The sequence below is a fragment of the Bacillus sp. BC08 genome, from assembly GCF_054326875.1.
The window spans coordinates 134,395-151,983 of sequence record NZ_JBTGPA010000035.1 but is presented as its reverse complement, the minus strand read 5'-3'; the positions used below and the strand labels follow the sequence as shown (position 1 = coordinate 151,983).

The window sequence follows — 17,589 nt, the reverse complement described above, 5'->3', positions numbered from 1 at the left end:
TTTTCTATTACCCACGTCCTGCTTGAAACGATGGATATAACGTCATTCCACCATCTGCAAATAACGTAATTCCAGTTACGTAACTGGCCTCTGAAGAAGCGAGCCACGTTGCAACTGCTGCAATTTCTTCCGGTTTTCCGATGTAGCCCATCGGTATCATACTTTCCACATCAGCACGTTTTTTAGGATCAGCAAACTTCTCTGCATTAATTGGCGTATTTATTGCACCTGGTCCAATATTGTTTACACGAATGCCTTTTGGTGCATATTCTAATGCTAACGTTTCTGTCATCAGTTTAATGCCGCCCTTACTGGCCGCATAGTGCACAAATAGCGGCCACGGAATTTTCTCATGAACACTAGACATATTAATGACAGACCCTTTAATATCATGTTCTACAAAATATTTAATCGCTTCACGGCTCCCTAAAAAGGCACCTGTTAAATTGGTATTGATTACTTTATTCCAATCTTCGAGCGGCATTTCATGCGATGGTACCGCATTTTCTATCCCTGCATTATTTATCATAACGTCAAGCGTACCAAACTCTTTCACAGCAGATTGAATGAGATTCACAACATCAGATTCATTCGTGACATCACCTTTTACAGCAATCGCTTCTCCGCCTACTTTTTTAATTTCTTCTAATACATCATGCGCTTCTGATTCTCGTGAGCGATAATTAATCACTACTCTCGCTTTCTCCTTAGCAAACCTTACCCCCATCGCTCTTCCAAGACCAGTTGCTGATCCTGTAATAACGACAACTTTCCCTGCTAAATCACTATACATTTCCATACCTCCTTTAACTTTTTGCAACACCTAACATAATTCCGGCTGCAATAATAAAAACGATACCGACAACAATACCTATTAATTGGCGTTTCGTTTTTCTTTCACCTAATATAAGAATCCCGCCAAGCGTTGAAATAATAATTCCCATTTGCGATAGCGAGAAACTTGTTGCCACTCCAACACGCGGCTGTGAAATGAATAAAAACATATTTCCAGCTGCCCAAATTAATCCTGGAATGATATTTCGTATTGCATATTTATTAAATGGATGATGCTTAAACGTAAGCAAAATGCCTCCCAACACCATACCAACTGCCTGTGGCAATAAAGCTGACCAACCATCTACGTTAAAGAGCCTAATCACTACTACATAAACTAAATAACCGCCTGTTGAAATCAATAAAATGATAATGCCCCTTTTAAAATTCCCCGCTTGCTCTGCATTCTTTTCTTCTTCACTTTGAAGCGATGTTAAAATAACACCGATAATAATACAAACGAGAGCTAATACGCCAAGGACGACCGATATTGTCGTGGACCACTCATGAAATACGATGACTCCAAATAAAGTCGTCGCAACTAATTGAAGTCCTGTTGAAATGGGCATCGTCCTCGAAACACCCATTAAATCAATACTTTTTAATTGATTCGCCTGACCAAGCGCCCAAAATAAACCTGATACAATTCCAACTCCAATAACAGTAGGAGTTAATACTGGCTTCATAAAAATATAAACAACAATCGAGAAAATAAGTGCACCAAGCGTTGTACCGAGCGTTTGACTATACGGTCCTCCACCCAGTTTCACGTTGAATAGCACAATACTTCCCCAAAATAGAGCCGGTAAAATCGCTAAAAGTATGTCCATCGCTCATTACCTTTCTTTACTGAATGTCATAAAGTGAAATTTTAATTAATAGGGGTTTTACTGCCCATTAATTCGGGATAGATTATCACTCTGAATCATTAGAGTGAGCTTTTATTTTTTCTCTTTCTCGTTCACAAACTTTTTCTGCAACATCACCAGGAACATTCTTTTCTCGCTCCACTTTCTTTATCTTTACGTGATCTAAATGATCTTCCAAAGTAAGTGTAACTTTATCATTCGGCGGATTATGTGCACCTTGGAACGTAAGAAATTGTAACGTAATTTCAAATCTAGGAACGAACTCATCTTTCTTGCCAAGACGCTTTATATTTATAACGGAAGCACATTCATATTGATCTTCTGTCACTTGTCTAATAATTGAATAGTACCTATTCGATAATGCACTTTCTAACAGCTGTTCCCTTGATTCTTTCGCAAAAGAATCACTTGGAGAAAAGAAAAACACCGAACATATCATTGTCATAACTACACATATTTTTTTCATAATACCCTCCTTGTTCTATACGTTAGTGTTCGCAAAACTGCCATAAAAAAACGACTTCCCCTATGTAGGAAAGTCGTTTTAATAAATCCAATATTAACCACCGCTTACCGGTGGGATTAGTGCAACAACATCACCAGATTGAATCGTGTCATCTTCATTTGCATATTCTTCATTAATCGCAACCATAATTGGTTCTGTCACTGGTACATTATATTCTTTAGCAACAACATCTTTTAACTCTGCAACCGTAATATTTTCTTTCTCTATTTGTAATTCACTTGTTCCTGCTTCCTCTTGCAAGTGCGCAAATAACAATACTCGAATCATACTTATAGCTCCTTCCCAGGCTCTCCGGCCGGATATGGCGTTTTTTCTAATTGATCACCAATCCAAGAGTCTCCATCTTCCCAAAACTCCTTTTTCCAAATCGGAACGATTTGTTTTATGCGTTCCATAATATATTCATTCGCTTCATAAGCCGCTTTACGGTGCGGCGTTGAAACAGCAACAACAACCGCGATATCAGAAATTTGCAGTGTACCGATGCGATGTGTAATCGCAACGTGTGTACCTGGCCACTTCTCTTTCACTTCTAAGCCAATTTTCTCTAGCATCTTTTCTGCCATCGTTTTGTAAGCGACGTATTCTAAGTATAATGTACGACGCCCTTTCGTAAACTCTCTAACCGTTCCAATAAATGTTGTAACAGCACCGCATTCACGACGAATAACTTTCTTCGCTACCTCTTCAACCAAAATTTCTGTATCAATTACTTCATAATACGTATTTGTCATTTCGTACTCCTTACCGTTTGTACAAACCAGTCTATATACAACTCTTCTTCTGTTATATGAAATACTTTATATTCTTCTCGTAAGTTTGTGGGAGCATCATGCCACGTAATAACCGCTACTATATTTTCTACTTTATGTAAAAGTTCAACGTCTTCAGCAGAACGAAGTAACACTACTTTCGGATAGCTCTCTTTTTTATAGCCCTCTATTAAAATTGTGTCCACTTCAAAAAACTCATATAAGCGAATAATTTCTTGCAAAGACCATTCCTCTTTTAATGACGACAGTGAAAGTAATCCAGCACCCTCTACACTACTGACAACAGCACCAGCCTTCCGGTGCCTTTCACTATCTTTTTGCGCTACTTCCGGAAAACCTCCGTGTCCGTGATGCTTAATGGTAGCAACTTTCATTTTCCGTTCAGCTAACGCATGCACTATTTTCTCAACAAGCGTTGTTTTCCCGCTATTTTGATACCCTACTATTTGTAAGATTGAAGGGGCGTTGCCCATGGCCAATCACATCCCTCGGCGTGCTCTAACAATAATACCGATACTTTCATCCCTGCCTCAAATCCTCTCGTTCCTCCAGGCAACACAATAAAAGCATTCGCATCAGCAAGTGAAGATACCGCACTTGATTTATCTAAACCGACCGGCATCGCTTGTAATGCCCCGTCCACAATTGTCACGTTTGCTCTTACAAAACGAGTAAACGGATTTGGCTTTGGAAAATTTTTTTGTAAAATAGCATCTGCTCTATATACGTGAGGCTCTTTCGCATATAAATATGTTTGAATTACCGGATGCACAAATAACTCAAATCCTACGTAACAAGCTGACGGATTCCCCGATAAACCGAAAAGTAACTTCCCATCAACTTCAGCTACTGTCGTTACACTTCCTGGTCTCATCGCTATTTTATTAAAGAGTACATTCGCCTGTAATCTTTCATAAATAGCTGGCAAGTAGTCATAATCTCCTACCGACACACCGCCTGTCGTAATTAAAATATCAACCTCATTCATCGCTGATTGAACGGCTGTAAAACATGCATCTAGATCATCAGCAAGTTGGCCATAATAACGGACTTTACCTCCGGCTTTCATAATTTGAGCCGCAATCATATAAGAGTTACTATTTCTAATTTTCCCCGGCTGTAAAGACTCATGTACTTCTAGCAATTCACTTCCTGTCGTCACAATACCAACAACAGGCTGTTTTACAACTTTCACAGTACTATATCCAAACGTCGCTAATAAGGCCGCAACACCTGGATTAATTGCAACGCCTTTCTGAATGAGAACTTGATTTTGTTTTATATCTTCCCCTTTAAATGACACATTGTCACCACTATGGAAAGGACGCTTTAACTTCATATATGTTTTTTCGTTCTTCTCAAAACCTTCCGTCAGCTCCAGCATTACAACTGCATTACAATCCTCTGGAATAGCTGCTCCCGTCATAATACGAACCGCCTGAAAAGACCCTACTTCTTCTGTAAAAACAAATCCCGCCCCGATTTCTCCTATTACTTCAAATTCAACTGCATTCTCTTGATTCGCTTCTTCCGTATCTTCTGCCCGGATTGCGAAACCATCGTAAGGAGAACGATCAAAATGAGGAACGTCATGATCAGAGACAACATCCTCCCCAAGAATTCTCCCGTAACTTTCCGTAATAGAAACTTCTTCTACTTCACCATTCTTCGCATATTCCATTACTCTCTCTACTGCCTCAGCAACTTGAATCGGAATTCGTTTTTCTACCATCGTCTCTCACCCCATATTTGCAATTTTTTTTATCTCGATTAAACTTTATATATTAAATAGAAATTACTTCAAGGAGGAATTCCATGTCTTCATTCACACACTTTAATGACCAAGGACGCGCGAAGATGGTTGATATAAGTGACAAAAAAACAACCGTTCGAACTGCAATTGCGTGCTCTAGCATTGTTGTTACAAAAGAAATTTACGATAAAATCTCTCACAATGAAATCGGGAAAGGTGACGTATTAGCAGTTGCACAAATCGCAGGTATTATGGCTGCGAAACGCACTTCTGATATTATCCCAATGTGCCATCCTTTATTATTAAAAGGTGTTGATGTTTCTTTTGATTGGAAACAATCTGATGAACAATATCGATTACTTATTGAAGTAAAAGTTAAAACAGAAGGTAGCACCGGTGTTGAAATGGAAGCTTTAACAGCTGCTTCCGCTACCGCTCTTACCGTGTACGATATGTGTAAAGCTATTGATAAAGGTATGATTATTGGCGAAACGTACTTATTTGAAAAAACAGGTGGAAAAAGTGGAGATTATACGAGAAAGTCTTAACCTGCTCTCCGTTGAACCTAAAGGGTTTCCCTTTAGGTTCAACCTATATATCTTGCATATAAACGTTTTGCCACATTGATATCATTCGTCCCATGAATAAACGCCCTGCCATCTGTAAATAAAACAAAACGAAATTCTTCTATCGGAAATGATAATAAATACGGAGTAGCCTTTACATCCACACTTCTTTGTAAGCGCTTTTTAATTTCTTCTAAATTAAATTCATTCCGCACACCTGGACGGATTTGCACTGTATTTCTGCCACATAACACTTCTGTTTTCGTTTGTGCTTCAAATGTTAAACTCGGATATGTACGTAATCTTCCGCAAGATAGACACGTGTCTTTTTTCTGTCTATTCACTTTGAATGCCATCTGTTGATTATTCCATAGGTCAAACGATAACATCGTTTCGCGAAGCGCCCCATAGTCTTCTACTAATATTTTCAGCGCTTCCGTTATTTGATGTGCAACTACTAATTGCACTGCCGGCTGTATAATACCAGCTGTATCACATGTTGCCCCGCTCGCCGGATGCTCCATTAAACAGCGGAAACACGGTGTTTTTCCTGGTAAAATGGTATACGTTACTCCGTAGCTTCCGACACAACCACCATATATCCACGGAATATTATACTTTTGTGAAATATCATTAATAAGAAGACGCGTTTCAAAATTATCTGTCGCATCTAATATTAAATCTACATCATTCACTAACTCTTCCATTTCTTGCACTGTTACATCCGTCACAACGGGATTTATTTTCACCTCAGAATTAATCGCATTTAAATGTTCTGCCGCTGCTACCGCCTTCGGTTTATACTGCTTTGCATCTTCTTCTGTATATAATTGTTGCCTTTGTAAATTGCTCCATTCTACATAATCACGATCCGCAATTGTTATTTTTCCAACACCTGCTCTAACAATCGCTTCTGCATTTGCCGCACCAAGAGCACCAGCACCAATAATAAGCACATGCTTCCCTCTAATTTTTCTCTGTCCTTCTTCTCCAACACCAGCAAATAATATTTGTCTTGAATATCGCTCCTGCATACGATAGCCCCCTTTCTTATCCTCCTATATAAGACATTTCAATTTTCGGACGATTTTTTGCACTTTCTTCTGTCCGTTCATCCGAATACCTATCTTTTCTATTCATCCATACATCTTGTATAACACGTAATAACTCATCATCCGAAAGATTCCCTCTAAGAAGTTCCCTTATATCCAATCCTTCGGTCGCAAATAAGCAAGTATAAAACTTTCCATCTGCCGAAATTCTCGCTCTCGTACAGGAGGAACAAAATGACTCTGAAACAGAAGTAATAAAACCAACTTCGACATTTGTTCCAACGTAACGATATCGCTTCGCAACTTCACCGAAATAATGCGCTTCAGCTGACTCAAGCGGATACACGCTATGAATCATCTCAATTAGCTCTCGCTTTGTAACAACTTGATCAAAGTTCCATCCATTTGTACTACCAACATCCATAAACTCAATAAACCTAAGCGTGATTCCTTGCTCTTTAAAATAAGCAGCCATCGGAAGTACTTGATGGTCATTCATCCCTTTTTTCACAACCATATTTACCTTTACATCAAGCCCAGCCTCTTTTGCAGCCATAATTCCCTTTATAACAGGTTTTGTATTAATATTCCGGCCATTAATGCCCTTAAATACATCATCATCTATTGCATCTAAACTAACATTTACTCTATGTAATCCAGCTTCTTTTAATACTTTTGCTTGTTTCGTTAAATGAATCGCATTTGTCGTTAACCCTATATCTAATAGCCCGTCAATTTTCACGAGACGTGCAATAAGCTTTGTTAAATCTTTACGAAGCAGTGGCTCGCCACCAGTAAGTCTAATTTTTCGTACACCAATGCTAACAAATAGTTTTGCCAAACGCTCAATTTCATCAAACGTCAGTAAAAACTCATCTTTCAAAAAAGCATAATCTGGCCCAAAAACTTCCGCTGGCATACAATATGTACATCTAAAATTGCAACGATCAATGACAGATATACGCAAATCTTGAAGTGGGCGTCCAAAAAAATCTGTAATCATATCCTGCATCGCCACCCTCCCTTTCTGCCAAATTTCTCTCTTTTCATTCTATTATAATATATTTTCGAACTGCGATGTTTTTGCTCAAGCGAATAAAGTGAAACTTTCCTAAGTAATTAGACTACCTACAAATAACTAGATAAAAACCTTGAAGCATAAAAGCCCCAAGGTTTTCTTCTTATTAACTTAATCTAATAATAGTTAAAGTAGCTCCTGGCGTTGTCGTAGATAATGTAGCGATTGCAAGTAATCCAAATAACTGCAAACTAATAGCAGCTCCAGCAGGCAAATTAGCAATTATTGTAGCATTAAATGAACCTGTGGCTACTGCTGGTGAATTAACGGTTCCTGCAAGTTGAACCCCATTTACAGTTATACGTGAACTTACGAGTAAAGCTGCCGTTATATTAATTGTATAAGCTATATAATAGTTCCCGGCATTTGCAACTGTAAATACAGTATTCGTACCATTAACAGTGATCCCTGGACCAATATTTTGATTGTTCGGTAACGGTACATTCGTACCACCTAATAGAACAGAAATAGCAGTTCCTGATGTGTTATTCGCAAATGAGTACGTTGCAGTTGTACTAACTCCGGTCACACCAGTGGCTCCCGTTGCCCCGGTTGCTCCAGCTCCAGTTGGACCGGTTGGCCCTTGGATTCCTTGCGAACCAGTTGGACCCGTGTCCCCTGTTGGGCCTTGTGCACCAGTTGCTCCTGTGGCCCCCGTTGGACCTTGGGGACCCTGGACCCCCTGCGGACCTTGAATTCCTTGGGGACCTGTCGCTCCGGTTGCTCCAGTGACTCCTGTTGGACCTTGGATTCCTTGCGGACCTTGTGCTCCGGTTGCCCCAGTGGACCCTGTTGGGCCTTGGGGACCTTGTAACCCTTGCACTCCTTGCGGACCGGTAGGACCTATGTCACCTTGCACACCTTGGATCCCAGTTGGACCTTGTGGACCTGTTGGCCCCTGCACTCCTTGTATCCCTTGAATCCCCTGTGGACCTTGTGCTCCCGTGGCTCCAGTTGCTCCTTGAATCCCTTGGGGACCTTGTTCCCCTTGAATTCCTTGTGGACCGGTTGGACCTTGAATTCCTTGTGGACCTTGGATTCCCTGTGGACCTTGATCTCCTGTCGCCCCAGTTACTCCTTGTATCCCTTGAGGCCCTTGCACTCCTTGCGCGCCTGTTGGACCTTGGATCCCTTGCACTCCTTGTATTCCTTGCGGGCCTTGTAAACCCGTAACCCCAGTTGCTCCTGTTTCTCCAGTCGCTCCTGGCACTCCTGTTGAGCCTGTCGCCCCGGTATCTCCAGTTGCTCCTGTGACACCGGTTGCTCCTGTCGGTCCAGGTGGTCCACCGGATGGACCTGTCACACCAGTCGGACCTGATGGCCCCGTTGGACCACTCGGTCCTGCTGGTCCTCCAGAAGGACCTGTTATCCCGGTTGGACCTGTTACTCCTGTCGGTCCTGTAGTTCCTTCCCCTGTCGCTCCGGTTACACCCGTATCCCCTGTTACTCCTGTTGGACCTTGGATCCCTTGTATTCCCTGCGGTCCTTGCACTCCTTGCGCACCCGTCGGACCTTGGATTCCTTGAATACCTTGTACTCCCTGCGCTCCCATTGGACCTGTTGGACCTATCGCCCCTTGAGTACCTTGAACACCTTGCGGACCCTCTGGACCCGTTGCACCTATATTCCCTTGAACACCTTGGATTCCAGTTGCTCCTTGCACTCCAGTTGCTCCTGTTACACCTTGAATTCCTTGTAATCCCTGTATTCCTTGTGGGCCTTCTGGTCCTGTCGCTCCTACTGGTCCTTGAATTCCTTGGATTCCTTGTGGACCCTCTGGACCTGTTGCTCCAGCTGGTCCTGGCACGCCTTGGATTCCTTGTGGACCCTGAAGTCCTTCTGGGCCTTCTGGTCCTGTTGGTCCTATATCTCCCATCGGCCCTTGTATCCCTTGAACTCCTTGTGGTCCTGTTTCTCCTGTTGGACCTGGTACTCCTTGTATTCCTTGCGGACCTTGATCTCCTGTCGCTCCAGTTACACCTTGAGGCCCTATAGGTCCCTGTATACCTTGTGGACCTTGATCTCCAGTTGCTCCCGTTATCCCTTGAATCCCCTGAACCCCTTGAATACCTTGCTCACCAGTTACTCCCCTCGGACCAGGAATACCTTGAATACCTTGCGGACCTTCTGGACCGGTTGGTCCAATTGGCCCTTGAACCCCTTGGATTCCTTGCAGACCCTGTGCTCCTGTTTCTCCCGTACTTCCAGTCGGACCTGTTATTCCAGTCGCTCCGGTACTACCTGTTACCCCAGTATTCCCAGTTACTCCTGTCGCACCTGTACTTCCACTCGGTCCACCTCCTGGACCTGTCGCACCAGTTGGCCCCGTCGGACCTGGAGGTCCTCCAGATGGACCCGTTACCCCTATTGGACCTGTTATTCCAGTTGGACCTGTAACCCCTTGACCAGTTGCTCCTGTTGGCCCCGTACTTCCACTCGGCCCTTGTGGCCCTTGTATACCTTGAGGTCCTTGTATACCTTGCGAGCCAGTTGCACCCGGTAACCCTTGCACACCTTGAATTCCTTGTGGTCCCTCTGGCCCAGTAGCTCCAATCGGTCCCTGTAATCCTTGTATCCCCTGTATACCTTGCTCCCCAGTCGCTCCTGTTGGACCAATCGGACCTTGTAACCCTTGCACTCCCTCCGGTCCTGTCGCTCCTGTTTCTCCTTGTGGTCCTCTCAATCCTTGTGGCCCCTGCTGTCCTTCTGGTCCCGTTGCACCTATTGGTCCAACTGGTCCTTGTATCCCTTGCACACCTTGTGGTCCTGTCGGGCCCCTCTCCCCCATCGGACCTTGTAATCCTCTTGGTCCTTGGGGGCCTGTTGGACCTTGGGGACCGGTTGGGCCAGTAATCCCAATACCAGTAAATCCCGTTGGAACGGGTGGAAAGGTAGGCCCAATAAGATTTGGTGGAATTCTGAAATTAGAGTTTAATGAATGTTTTTTATCGCGCTCTTTCACACTTTCACCACCTGCATACCATCTTTTTTACATGAAACAAACCTCTTCTTAATATGTATTTACAAAAACAAACTCAAAGACTATTTTTATTTGAAATACTAAAAACTCCCTTAATTCCTTAAGGGAGTCCAGCTACTGAATCCATATTATCTGTATTCGGGACAGCTTGTGCTATACTCGATGCATTTACATTTTGCCCCATATTTGTTCCTGTTAGAGTACCAGCAGGAGTACCTCGTGTATATGTTGTCGTCACCGAGTCTCCAGGCTGTAAACAAAGCTTCGTCTCCGTTCCTATTACTGTAACAACATCAATCCAAGTACACCCCATTGAACCACTATACGATTTCGTAGCTGTAAATGAAGTATCACTCAAATTATCACCGGTAAATATATTCCCAGTGTTATTCACAATAACAAATTCTTTTATATGAGCAGGCATAATTACACTCTACCTTTCCTCTATGAACCTAATGTACGTGTACTCGTTGCTAATGGCGGAAGAAACACTGATGTTCTAATCACTGCTTCTGGCTGTCTTTTCCCATTTAAAAAAATAGCCGCACTCGAACCTCCAGCACCTGCATATATTTTTGCTACAGCTAAAGGTGAGATATCATAACAATCGCCAACATTAACAGCCCCTGTATTATTAATAATTTTTACTTTCCGCAAGTTAATCCCCATTTACCTATCCCCCTTTTGTACACTGTATGCAAAATAAAAAAACTTGAAACAAACACGTTTCAAGTTTTTTTAAGCTACTTATTTCGTTTCACCTTCATATTGAAGCATGCCGCCAACCATGTTCATTGTTTTAAATCCTTGCTCATTTAAATAATGGCATACATTTTCACTGCGCATTCCCGAACGACAAATAAAGATATATTCATTCTCTTTATCAAAGAAATCTACTTTATTTGGGATATCGCCCATTTTAATATGTACAGCTTCTGGAATTTTCCCTGCTGCTACTTCTTCATCTTCCCTTACGTCTACTAAAAATAACGTTTCACCATTTTCTAAACGTTCTTGCACTTCTTCTGTAGTAATTGTTTTAACTTCTGTCATATTTCATTCCTCCTTATATACAATAAAACCTTTAGTCTCTTCCTTAACAAAGCATGTCTAATCAATTTTAGCATGCAAAAGAAAGAACGCAAAGAATGGAAAAATTATTTCTCAATTTTCCCACAAAACTTATTCTTTACAAACATAACTCGTGCATTGTATCCTCAATATACTTGTTTTATGAAAGGAGCCAATGAAAATGACACTTTTTCTTTTCATTACCGGCATCATTTTCTTAATCGCTGCAATTATTGCTCTTAGTATGAAAAATAATAAAAAGATAAAATCGCCACAAGAAATATCATTCTTATTTTTATTACTTAGTATAGCGTTCTTCGGTATAGCAATTGCCACATATATTTTCCGCCTACAAATCATGTAAAAAAAGGTGCCTACTACACACATTGCACCTTTTTCACACCATTTATTTTCTACACAAAACTAGATACTTTCCGATTTAAAAACTCATAAACCTTTTTTTCAAATAAATGAATATCAAAGGCTCCCGCCATATGCCCATTTATACTTTCTATCTCATATACTTCCGCATACTTCCCTTGTTTTTGCAACATGTCTACCATTTTATAATTATAACGTGATGGCTGAAGCAAATCTTGTTTACACGGAATCATAAGTACATTTGCTTCTATATTAGACAGTGCCTCTTCTAAAGACGAAAATCCATGCGCGATATCATGTAATAAAACTGCTTTCGCAGTGTATATCCATGAATTTGCATCTACTAACTCTATACTTCTATATGTCACTTTATTTATTTCTTTCTCAAATGATGTTAATGTAGAAACCTTTTCATAAGGGTCTACTTCTATACTATTACGAGGGAATGTTGTTTCATAAAAACGCTCATCAAACGCGTTCATAAACATCATTCTATTTGCTAAATGAAGCCCCTTCATTGGCTGCTCTTCTCCATATTTTCCGCCCCTCCAACTTGGATCTAGTTGAATAGCCTCAATTGCATTTTGCGCTACATTTACTGACGTAATAATTGGATTTTGCGGGTTCGTAATAACACCAATCATCCGCTCTACCATATGAGGATAATGAATAGCCCATTGCTGCGCAATCATCCCACCAGCTGATGGTCCCATTACAGCATGTAGCCTTGCGATTCCCATATCTTTTATTAACTCATATTGCATACGAGCTACATCAAGAAATGTAAAAACCGGGAAATCCATCGCATATTCATCTCCAGTTTTCGGATCAATTGATTTCGGTCCTGTTGTAACCACATAAGGATTCTTCACCTGCACATTACAAAGGTTATCAGTGCATATAACAAAGTATTTATTTGTGTCAATTGCTTTTCCAGGTCCAATTAAACCATCCCACCAACCAGACTCCTCATCATGCGCTGTATATTTTCCTGCCGCGTGACTAGTTGCACTAAAATGATGACAAACCAAAATCGCATTTGACCTTTCTCTATTTAAAGCACCATACGTCTCATACCCCATTTGAACAGGAATTTCCCTACCATTTTCAAACGTAAACTCCCTTAAAACAAACTTCTCCTTTTTTACAATTTGCACAGACTTTCCCTCTTCCCGTTATAGTATGAACTGCTTACTACATGTTTTTTTCTATGCAAACCAAACTCCTTCTTCTTTTCATAAATAAATGAATAATATACAAAATTAGCCACAAAATAGCACTATATTACACAATCAAAGAGGGAATACATATGATTTGGAATTGGCTACGTAAGAAAAAAAAATCAAATACAACAGAGAAAAACGAAACAGATAATTTGGAGCAACAACCTAACAATCCAGAGGATGATAACAAAGAACAAACTAGAAGTATGAAACATAATAAAGATAGCAATGGCGCGCAAAAAAAAGAGGAACACAAAGAGCTTTCTCAGGATCAGCAGCAACAATACTCTAAGCAAAACGACTCGGAGCAGAATCAACAACAAAATTCTAAACAAAACAACTCAGATCAGCAGCAACAACACTCTAAACAAAACGACTCGAATCAGCAGCAACAACACTCTAAACAAAACGACTCGAATCAGCAGCAACAACACTCTAAACAAGACCAATCGGGTCAGAATCAACCACAACACTCTAAACAAAACGACTCAGATCAGCAGCAACAACACTCTAAACAAGACAAATTGGATCAGAATCAGCAACAAAGCTCTAAACAAGATAACTCGGAGCAAGATCAGCAGCAAGGCTCTAAACAAGGTAACTTGGAGCAAAATCAGCAACAAAGCTCTAAACAAGATAACTCGGAGCAAAATCAGCAACAAAGCTCTAAACAAGATAACTCAGAGCAAAATCAGCAGCAAAGCTCTAAACAAGATAACTCAGAGCAAAATCAGCAGCAAAGCTCTAAACAAGATAACTTGGAGCAAGATCAACAACAAGGATCTGGAAATAATAGTATTTATGATTTTACGAAACCAGAAAAAGACCGTATTCATTCTCTACAAGATTTAATAGAGAAGCTCAAAAAGTCTAGTGATTTTGTTAATTACCATACATCTGATGATGAAACGATGCCCTATTGGATTTCTTACTATCGACCTTCGCTTGATGGTGAGAAATTACAAAAGTATTTAATGCCTACTCTTTTAGAACGACCTAACGCTTCACTAGAAGAGCTGAAAGAACATATTCCGATGAGTGGCATTACAATTTCGAACGATTTACAAAAAATTGAGGACATGGTGTTAAAAGGACATGCGATTATTCAATTGAACCAGCAAGATCAAAAATGTATGCTTGCAAACATCGCGATTGATAATTATCGTGCACCAACTCCCCCTTTAAACGAATCGACTGTTATCGGTCCTCAAGAAGGTTTCGTAGAGGATATTGATACAAATATTAATTTAGTTCGTAAACGGCTTCCTGTTTTAGATTTACAAACAAAAGAAATGATTGTCGGCGAGTTTTCCAAAACAAAGGTTGTCATGATGTATTTAGACAACCTCGCTGAAAAAGATAATGTAGATTTTCTCGAGGAGTCCTTACGCGCTCTTGAATATGATCAAATTAATGATAGTGCTTATATACAAGAACTAATGGGAGAAAAGTCGATTTTCCCTTTATATATCAATACAGAACGTACTGATAGAGTTACAAAAGCACTCATTGATGGAAAAATCGCTATTTTTGTGGATGGTTCTCCAAGTGTCCTACTAACACCCGTATCCTATTTCGATTTTTTCATTTCCCCAGAAGACTATAATGTCTCTTGGATGTACGCTACATTTTCAAGGATTTTAAGATTAATTGCCGTGCTATTTTCAATTTGCGCTACACCGTTATACGTTGCAGTTTTAAATTATCATTATGAACTTATTCCGAGTGATTTACTTGAAACTTTGATTTTATCAAGGGCACAAGTACCGTTCCCACCATTAATTGAAGCACTATTTTTAGAACTTGCAATCGACTTATTAAGAGAAGCTGGCGCGAGGTTACCGATGAAAGTTGGTCAAACGCTCGGTATTGTAGGCGGTATCGTAATCGGACAAGCATCTGTACAAGCTGGTTTAACGAGTAACATTTTATTAATTATCGTTGCCTTATCAGCACTTGCTTCCTTTATTACACCTATTTATAAAATGGGTAATGCAGTTCGATTACTACGTTTCCCGTTTCTAGCATTCGCAGAAATAGGAGGGCTCTTCGGTATCTCTCTTGGATTTATCTTTTTATTTACTCATCTTTTTAGACTTACTTCCTTACGTAAGCCGTACGCTTTGTTTTACCCGACAAGACAACAATCTGTTAAAGATTCTTGGATTCGTTTTCCCTTAACAATGATTGATACAAGGGATGTACAAGCAAGGCCACAACATGTAAAAAAAGCAGCAAAAGGAATTTCAACAAAACATAGATCAGACTTTGATGATTAAGGAATGAGGTGCATTGATGAGTAAAGTTCAAGAAAAACATCAAATATCTCCTGTCTTTGTCTTCTTCTTAATTCACGGTGCACAGTTTGGAGCTGGCGTTCTCGGCTTCGCTCGAATTACTGCCAAGGCCGCTGGGTATGACGGCTGGATAGGCGTTCTAATCACAGGACTATGTATCCATCTCCTTATATGGATGATGTATTTTTTATTAAAAGAAACAAACGGAAATTTAATTGATTTACAACGACAAACGTTTGGAAAGTGGATAGGGAATGTCTTTAACATCATCTTTGCAGCCTATTTTTTAACCCTCAGTATTTCGGTTATTCGAACGTATGTTGAAATTATTCAAGTATGGATGTTCCCAACTGCTTCCACGTGGATGTTAACACTCTTTTTGTGCTTAGTTAGCTATTACATTATCTCTTCTGGATTTCGTGTCATTACTGGTATTTGCGTCATCTCTGTTGGTGGTACATTAGGATATTTATTTCTAAGCTTATTCGTTTTGAAATATTCACATTGGGAGAATTTACTCCCTATATTCACACATTCTTTTTCAGATATTTTAAAATCCTCTCAACTGTCAATCTACAGTATGACCGGTTTTGAGGTTTACCTCATGGTATATCCATTTGTGAAAAAGCCTATGCAATCTCATAAATACGCTCAATACGGAGCACTATTTTCAAATCTTCTATATTTATTTAGCACCCTTTTAGCCTTTGCATTTTTTAGTGAAAAACAACTGTTAAAAACGATATGGGCCCAACTTTCTATGACCCAAGTCATTCAATTACCCTTTATAGAAAGACTCGAATATATTGCAATTTCAGGCTATGCACTTGTTATCATTACAAGTTTCATCCTTCCCTTATGGTCGGCAACGAGAGCAACTCATGAAATATTCCGTATAAAACAAAGAGGTGTTTTAATCGCTTTTATCATTATCACTCTCATTGTTTCACAACTTTTAACGAACAGACACGATATTAATAACTTTATTAGTAATGCATCAAAGGTTAGTTTTTGGGTCATTTATGTATACATCCCAATCCTATTTATTATTGTGTGGGTGAAAAGAAAATGGAAAAAATCAAAAGCAAATTAATACTTATTTCTTGTATAGCACTTTTTAGTTTAACTGGATGTTTACAAAAAAATATTATCGATGATGTACAACTTATTCAAGGAACCGTTTTTGATACAGCAAAGGATCGTAAAGTAAAAGTAACATTCGTTTGTCCCATTCAAAAAAAAGGAAATAAAGTTCAAGTTTTTGAAGGCACCGCAAATGCGGTAAAACAAGTGAAAGCAGACACATCTTTAGAGTCTTCTCAACCATTTGCTAGCGGGCAAATGCGTGTTGCTCTATATACTATACGACTTGCAAAAAAAGGAATGTCTACTTCATTCGATACATTACTTCGAGATGTGAACATAGGGAACGCTTTATATGTTGCTTTACTTGAAGGTAATGGTACTGAACTTTTAAAAGGGAAATATACGACTTCATACAACGTTGCAATTTATATAAAAAAATTGTTAGAGCATAACATGGAAACTGGCCCTTTACCAACGGATAATCTTCATGTAGGAGCATTCCGTTATTATCAAGAAGGGCAAGACTACTATATTCCAATTTTAAAGAAACATGGTGATAAAATAAAAATCACCGGAATTGGTCTTTTTAAAAAAGATAAATATATCGGTAAAATTGCGGAAAAAGATATGTTCATATTTAAGGGACTATTAGAAAAACATAAATTAGATTCACATGAATTTAAAACGGATTCTGCGTACGTAATGATTAATAATATTCGTTCCGTTCCAACTTACGATATAAAAATTAAAAATGGAAAGCCTTCTTTCTTTATTCACGTTCATCTTGAAGCGCGCATTCAAGAACTATCGAAACAAATTAACTTAGAAAATAACAAGAACTCAAAAAGCATTGAAAAAAATGTACAAAAACAATTGAATACACAAGCTGCTAAATTAATTAAGCAGTTTAAATCTTTAGGCGTCGATCCTCTCGGGCTAGGTGCAAAATATAAACAACATTATCGTCCATTCAAGATAGAAGAGTGGAAACAGATGTACAAAGATGTCCCTGTTACTGTAAAATACACCGTAAATATTACAAATTCTGGTGTAATCGAATGAGAAATGATTGAACTCCTCTCTCCGGCATGATACAACGG

Annotated in this window: 19 protein-coding genes; 5 read left to right on the top strand and 14 right to left on the bottom strand. The window is 39.6% G+C overall.

Features of this window, described 5'->3' with window-relative positions; all coding sequences use genetic code 11:
- Positions 1 to 7 precede the first annotated feature (7 nt).
- The 7 genes from ACXVYO_RS18820 to moeA all read right to left on the bottom strand — a co-directional run bounded on the left by ACXVYO_RS18820 (position 8) and on the right by moeA (position 4,734).
- Complete coding sequence (locus tag ACXVYO_RS18820; RefSeq protein WP_071722473.1) at positions 8 to 793, bottom strand: glucose 1-dehydrogenase; 786 nt, start codon at positions 791 to 793, stop codon at positions 8 to 10.
- A 13-nt stretch (positions 794 to 806) separates the two neighbouring features.
- A complete protein-coding gene (glcU, locus tag ACXVYO_RS18815; protein WP_458468184.1) occupies positions 807 to 1,664 on the bottom strand; it encodes a glucose uptake protein GlcU in 858 nt (285 codons plus the stop codon).
- An 85-nt stretch (positions 1,665 to 1,749) separates the two neighbouring features.
- Positions 1,750 to 2,169, bottom strand: coding sequence for a DUF3888 domain-containing protein (locus tag ACXVYO_RS18810; RefSeq protein ID WP_458468183.1), 420 nt, complete (start codon positions 2,167 to 2,169; stop codon positions 1,750 to 1,752).
- A 93-nt stretch (positions 2,170 to 2,262) separates the two neighbouring features.
- Entirely contained in the window at positions 2,263 to 2,496 is a 234-nt protein-coding gene (gene moaD, locus ACXVYO_RS18805) for a molybdopterin converting factor subunit 1 (RefSeq protein WP_073516779.1), read from the bottom strand.
- 2 nt (positions 2,497 to 2,498) lie between these two features.
- Positions 2,499 to 2,963 (bottom strand): molybdopterin synthase catalytic subunit MoaE, encoded by a 465-nt coding sequence (moaE, locus tag ACXVYO_RS18800; protein ID WP_001994514.1) that lies wholly within the window; start codon positions 2,961 to 2,963, stop codon positions 2,499 to 2,501.
- Entirely contained in the window at positions 2,960 to 3,475 is a 516-nt protein-coding gene (mobB, locus tag ACXVYO_RS18795) for a molybdopterin-guanine dinucleotide biosynthesis protein B (protein WP_458468182.1), read from the bottom strand. Before mobB ends, moaE begins: the two co-directional genes overlap by 4 nt.
- Positions 3,445 to 4,734, bottom strand: coding sequence for a molybdopterin molybdotransferase MoeA (gene moeA / locus ACXVYO_RS18790; RefSeq protein ID WP_458468181.1), 1,290 nt, complete (start codon positions 4,732 to 4,734; stop codon positions 3,445 to 3,447). Before moeA ends, mobB begins: the two co-directional genes overlap by 31 nt.
- Positions 4,735 to 4,817: 83 nt before the next feature.
- On the opposite strand from moeA, the gene moaC reads away from it, so the two are divergent.
- A complete protein-coding gene (gene moaC, locus ACXVYO_RS18785; RefSeq protein ID WP_458468180.1) occupies positions 4,818 to 5,303 on the top strand; it encodes a cyclic pyranopterin monophosphate synthase MoaC in 486 nt (161 codons plus the stop codon).
- Between the two features lie 38 nt (positions 5,304 to 5,341).
- On the opposite strand, the gene ACXVYO_RS18780 is transcribed toward moaC, so the two are convergent.
- The 6 genes from ACXVYO_RS18780 to ACXVYO_RS18755 form a co-directional block, all read right to left on the bottom strand.
- Positions 5,342 to 6,355 carry a molybdopterin-synthase adenylyltransferase MoeB gene (locus ACXVYO_RS18780; protein ID WP_073516783.1) on the bottom strand — a complete coding sequence of 338 codons (1,014 nt, stop codon included), beginning with the start codon at positions 6,353 to 6,355 and terminating at the stop codon, positions 5,342 to 5,344.
- A 16-nt stretch (positions 6,356 to 6,371) separates the two neighbouring features.
- Positions 6,372 to 7,385 (bottom strand): GTP 3',8-cyclase MoaA, encoded by a 1,014-nt coding sequence (moaA, locus tag ACXVYO_RS18775; protein WP_458468179.1) that lies wholly within the window; start codon positions 7,383 to 7,385, stop codon positions 6,372 to 6,374.
- A 172-nt stretch (positions 7,386 to 7,557) separates the two neighbouring features.
- Positions 7,558 to 10,413: a BclA-related collagen-like exosporium protein gene (locus ACXVYO_RS18770; RefSeq protein ID WP_458468178.1), complete on the bottom strand. Its 2,856-nt coding sequence runs from the start codon at positions 10,411 to 10,413 to the stop codon at positions 7,558 to 7,560.
- A 118-nt stretch (positions 10,414 to 10,531) separates the two neighbouring features.
- Positions 10,532 to 10,855: a hypothetical protein gene (locus ACXVYO_RS18765; protein ID WP_242257444.1), complete on the bottom strand. Its 324-nt coding sequence runs from the start codon at positions 10,853 to 10,855 to the stop codon at positions 10,532 to 10,534.
- Between the two features lie 20 nt (positions 10,856 to 10,875).
- Positions 10,876 to 11,100 carry a spore germination protein gene (locus ACXVYO_RS18760; protein ID WP_000512461.1) on the bottom strand — a complete coding sequence of 75 codons (225 nt, stop codon included), beginning with the start codon at positions 11,098 to 11,100 and terminating at the stop codon, positions 10,876 to 10,878.
- Positions 11,101 to 11,178: 78 nt separating this feature from the next.
- Positions 11,179 to 11,484, bottom strand: a complete 306-nt coding sequence (locus ACXVYO_RS18755; RefSeq protein WP_000141210.1) for a rhodanese-like domain-containing protein — start codon at positions 11,482 to 11,484, stop codon at positions 11,179 to 11,181.
- A gap of 199 nt (positions 11,485 to 11,683) precedes the next feature.
- Between ACXVYO_RS18755 and ACXVYO_RS18750 the strand changes: the two genes are divergently transcribed.
- Positions 11,684 to 11,866 carry a hypothetical protein gene (locus ACXVYO_RS18750; RefSeq protein ID WP_016085879.1) on the top strand — a complete coding sequence of 61 codons (183 nt, stop codon included), beginning with the start codon at positions 11,684 to 11,686 and terminating at the stop codon, positions 11,864 to 11,866.
- A 49-nt stretch (positions 11,867 to 11,915) separates the two neighbouring features.
- On the opposite strand, the gene ACXVYO_RS18745 is transcribed toward ACXVYO_RS18750, so the two are convergent.
- Positions 11,916 to 13,040: an alpha/beta fold hydrolase gene (locus tag ACXVYO_RS18745; protein WP_458468177.1), complete on the bottom strand. Its 1,125-nt coding sequence runs from the start codon at positions 13,038 to 13,040 to the stop codon at positions 11,916 to 11,918.
- Between the two features lie 152 nt (positions 13,041 to 13,192).
- Here ACXVYO_RS18745 and ACXVYO_RS18740 point away from each other — a divergent pair, with 152 nt between their 5' ends.
- From ACXVYO_RS18740 to gerHC, 3 genes are read left to right on the top strand one after another with little or no spacing between them, the layout of a single operon-like run.
- Positions 13,193 to 15,385 carry a spore germination protein gene (locus ACXVYO_RS18740; protein ID WP_458468176.1) on the top strand — a complete coding sequence of 731 codons (2,193 nt, stop codon included), beginning with the start codon at positions 13,193 to 13,195 and terminating at the stop codon, positions 15,383 to 15,385.
- Between the two features lie 16 nt (positions 15,386 to 15,401).
- A complete protein-coding gene (locus ACXVYO_RS18735; RefSeq protein WP_458468175.1) occupies positions 15,402 to 16,496 on the top strand; it encodes a spore germination protein in 1,095 nt (364 codons plus the stop codon).
- Positions 16,472 to 17,551, top strand: a complete 1,080-nt coding sequence (gerHC, locus tag ACXVYO_RS18730) for a spore germination protein GerHC (protein ID WP_458468174.1) — start codon at positions 16,472 to 16,474, stop codon at positions 17,549 to 17,551. Before ACXVYO_RS18735 ends, gerHC begins: the two co-directional genes overlap by 25 nt.
- Positions 17,552 to 17,589 lie beyond the last annotated feature (38 nt).

What these genes read in the sequence shown, in the direction of transcription:
- moaE (WP_001994514.1), bottom strand. Translation starts at nt 2,963, where the DNA reads ATGACAAATACGTATTATGAAGTAATTGATACAGAAATTTTGGTTGAA.
- ACXVYO_RS18760 (WP_000512461.1), bottom strand. Translation starts at nt 11,100, where the DNA reads ATGGGGATTAACTTGCGGAAAGTAAAAATTATTAATAATACAGGGGCT.
- moaD (WP_073516779.1), bottom strand. Translation starts at nt 2,496, where the DNA reads ATGATTCGAGTATTGTTATTTGCGCACTTGCAAGAGGAAGCAGGAACA.
- mobB (WP_458468182.1), bottom strand. Translation starts at nt 3,475, where the DNA reads ATGGGCAACGCCCCTTCAATCTTACAAATAGTAGGGTATCAAAATAGC.
- ACXVYO_RS18755 (WP_000141210.1), bottom strand. Translation starts at nt 11,484, where the DNA reads ATGACAGAAGTTAAAACAATTACTACAGAAGAAGTGCAAGAACGTTTA.
- ACXVYO_RS18780 (WP_073516783.1), bottom strand. Translation starts at nt 6,355, where the DNA reads ATGCAGGAGCGATATTCAAGACAAATATTATTTGCTGGTGTTGGAGAA.
- ACXVYO_RS18750 (WP_016085879.1), top strand. Translation starts at nt 11,684, where the DNA reads ATGACACTTTTTCTTTTCATTACCGGCATCATTTTCTTAATCGCTGCA.
- moeA (WP_458468181.1), bottom strand. Translation starts at nt 4,734, where the DNA reads ATGGTAGAAAAACGAATTCCGATTCAAGTTGCTGAGGCAGTAGAGAGA.
- ACXVYO_RS18810 (WP_458468183.1), bottom strand. Translation starts at nt 2,169, where the DNA reads ATGAAAAAAATATGTGTAGTTATGACAATGATATGTTCGGTGTTTTTC.
- glcU (WP_458468184.1), bottom strand. Translation starts at nt 1,664, where the DNA reads ATGGACATACTTTTAGCGATTTTACCGGCTCTATTTTGGGGAAGTATT.
- ACXVYO_RS18765 (WP_242257444.1), bottom strand. Translation starts at nt 10,855, where the DNA reads ATGCCTGCTCATATAAAAGAATTTGTTATTGTGAATAACACTGGGAAT.
- ACXVYO_RS18740 (WP_458468176.1), top strand. Translation starts at nt 13,193, where the DNA reads ATGATTTGGAATTGGCTACGTAAGAAAAAAAAATCAAATACAACAGAG.
- ACXVYO_RS18735 (WP_458468175.1), top strand. Translation starts at nt 15,402, where the DNA reads ATGAGTAAAGTTCAAGAAAAACATCAAATATCTCCTGTCTTTGTCTTC.
- moaA (WP_458468179.1), bottom strand. Translation starts at nt 7,385, where the DNA reads ATGCAGGATATGATTACAGATTTTTTTGGACGCCCACTTCAAGATTTG.
- ACXVYO_RS18820 (WP_071722473.1), bottom strand. Translation starts at nt 793, where the DNA reads ATGTATAGTGATTTAGCAGGGAAAGTTGTCGTTATTACAGGATCAGCA.
- moaC (WP_458468180.1), top strand. Translation starts at nt 4,818, where the DNA reads ATGTCTTCATTCACACACTTTAATGACCAAGGACGCGCGAAGATGGTT.
- gerHC (WP_458468174.1), top strand. Translation starts at nt 16,472, where the DNA reads ATGGAAAAAATCAAAAGCAAATTAATACTTATTTCTTGTATAGCACTT.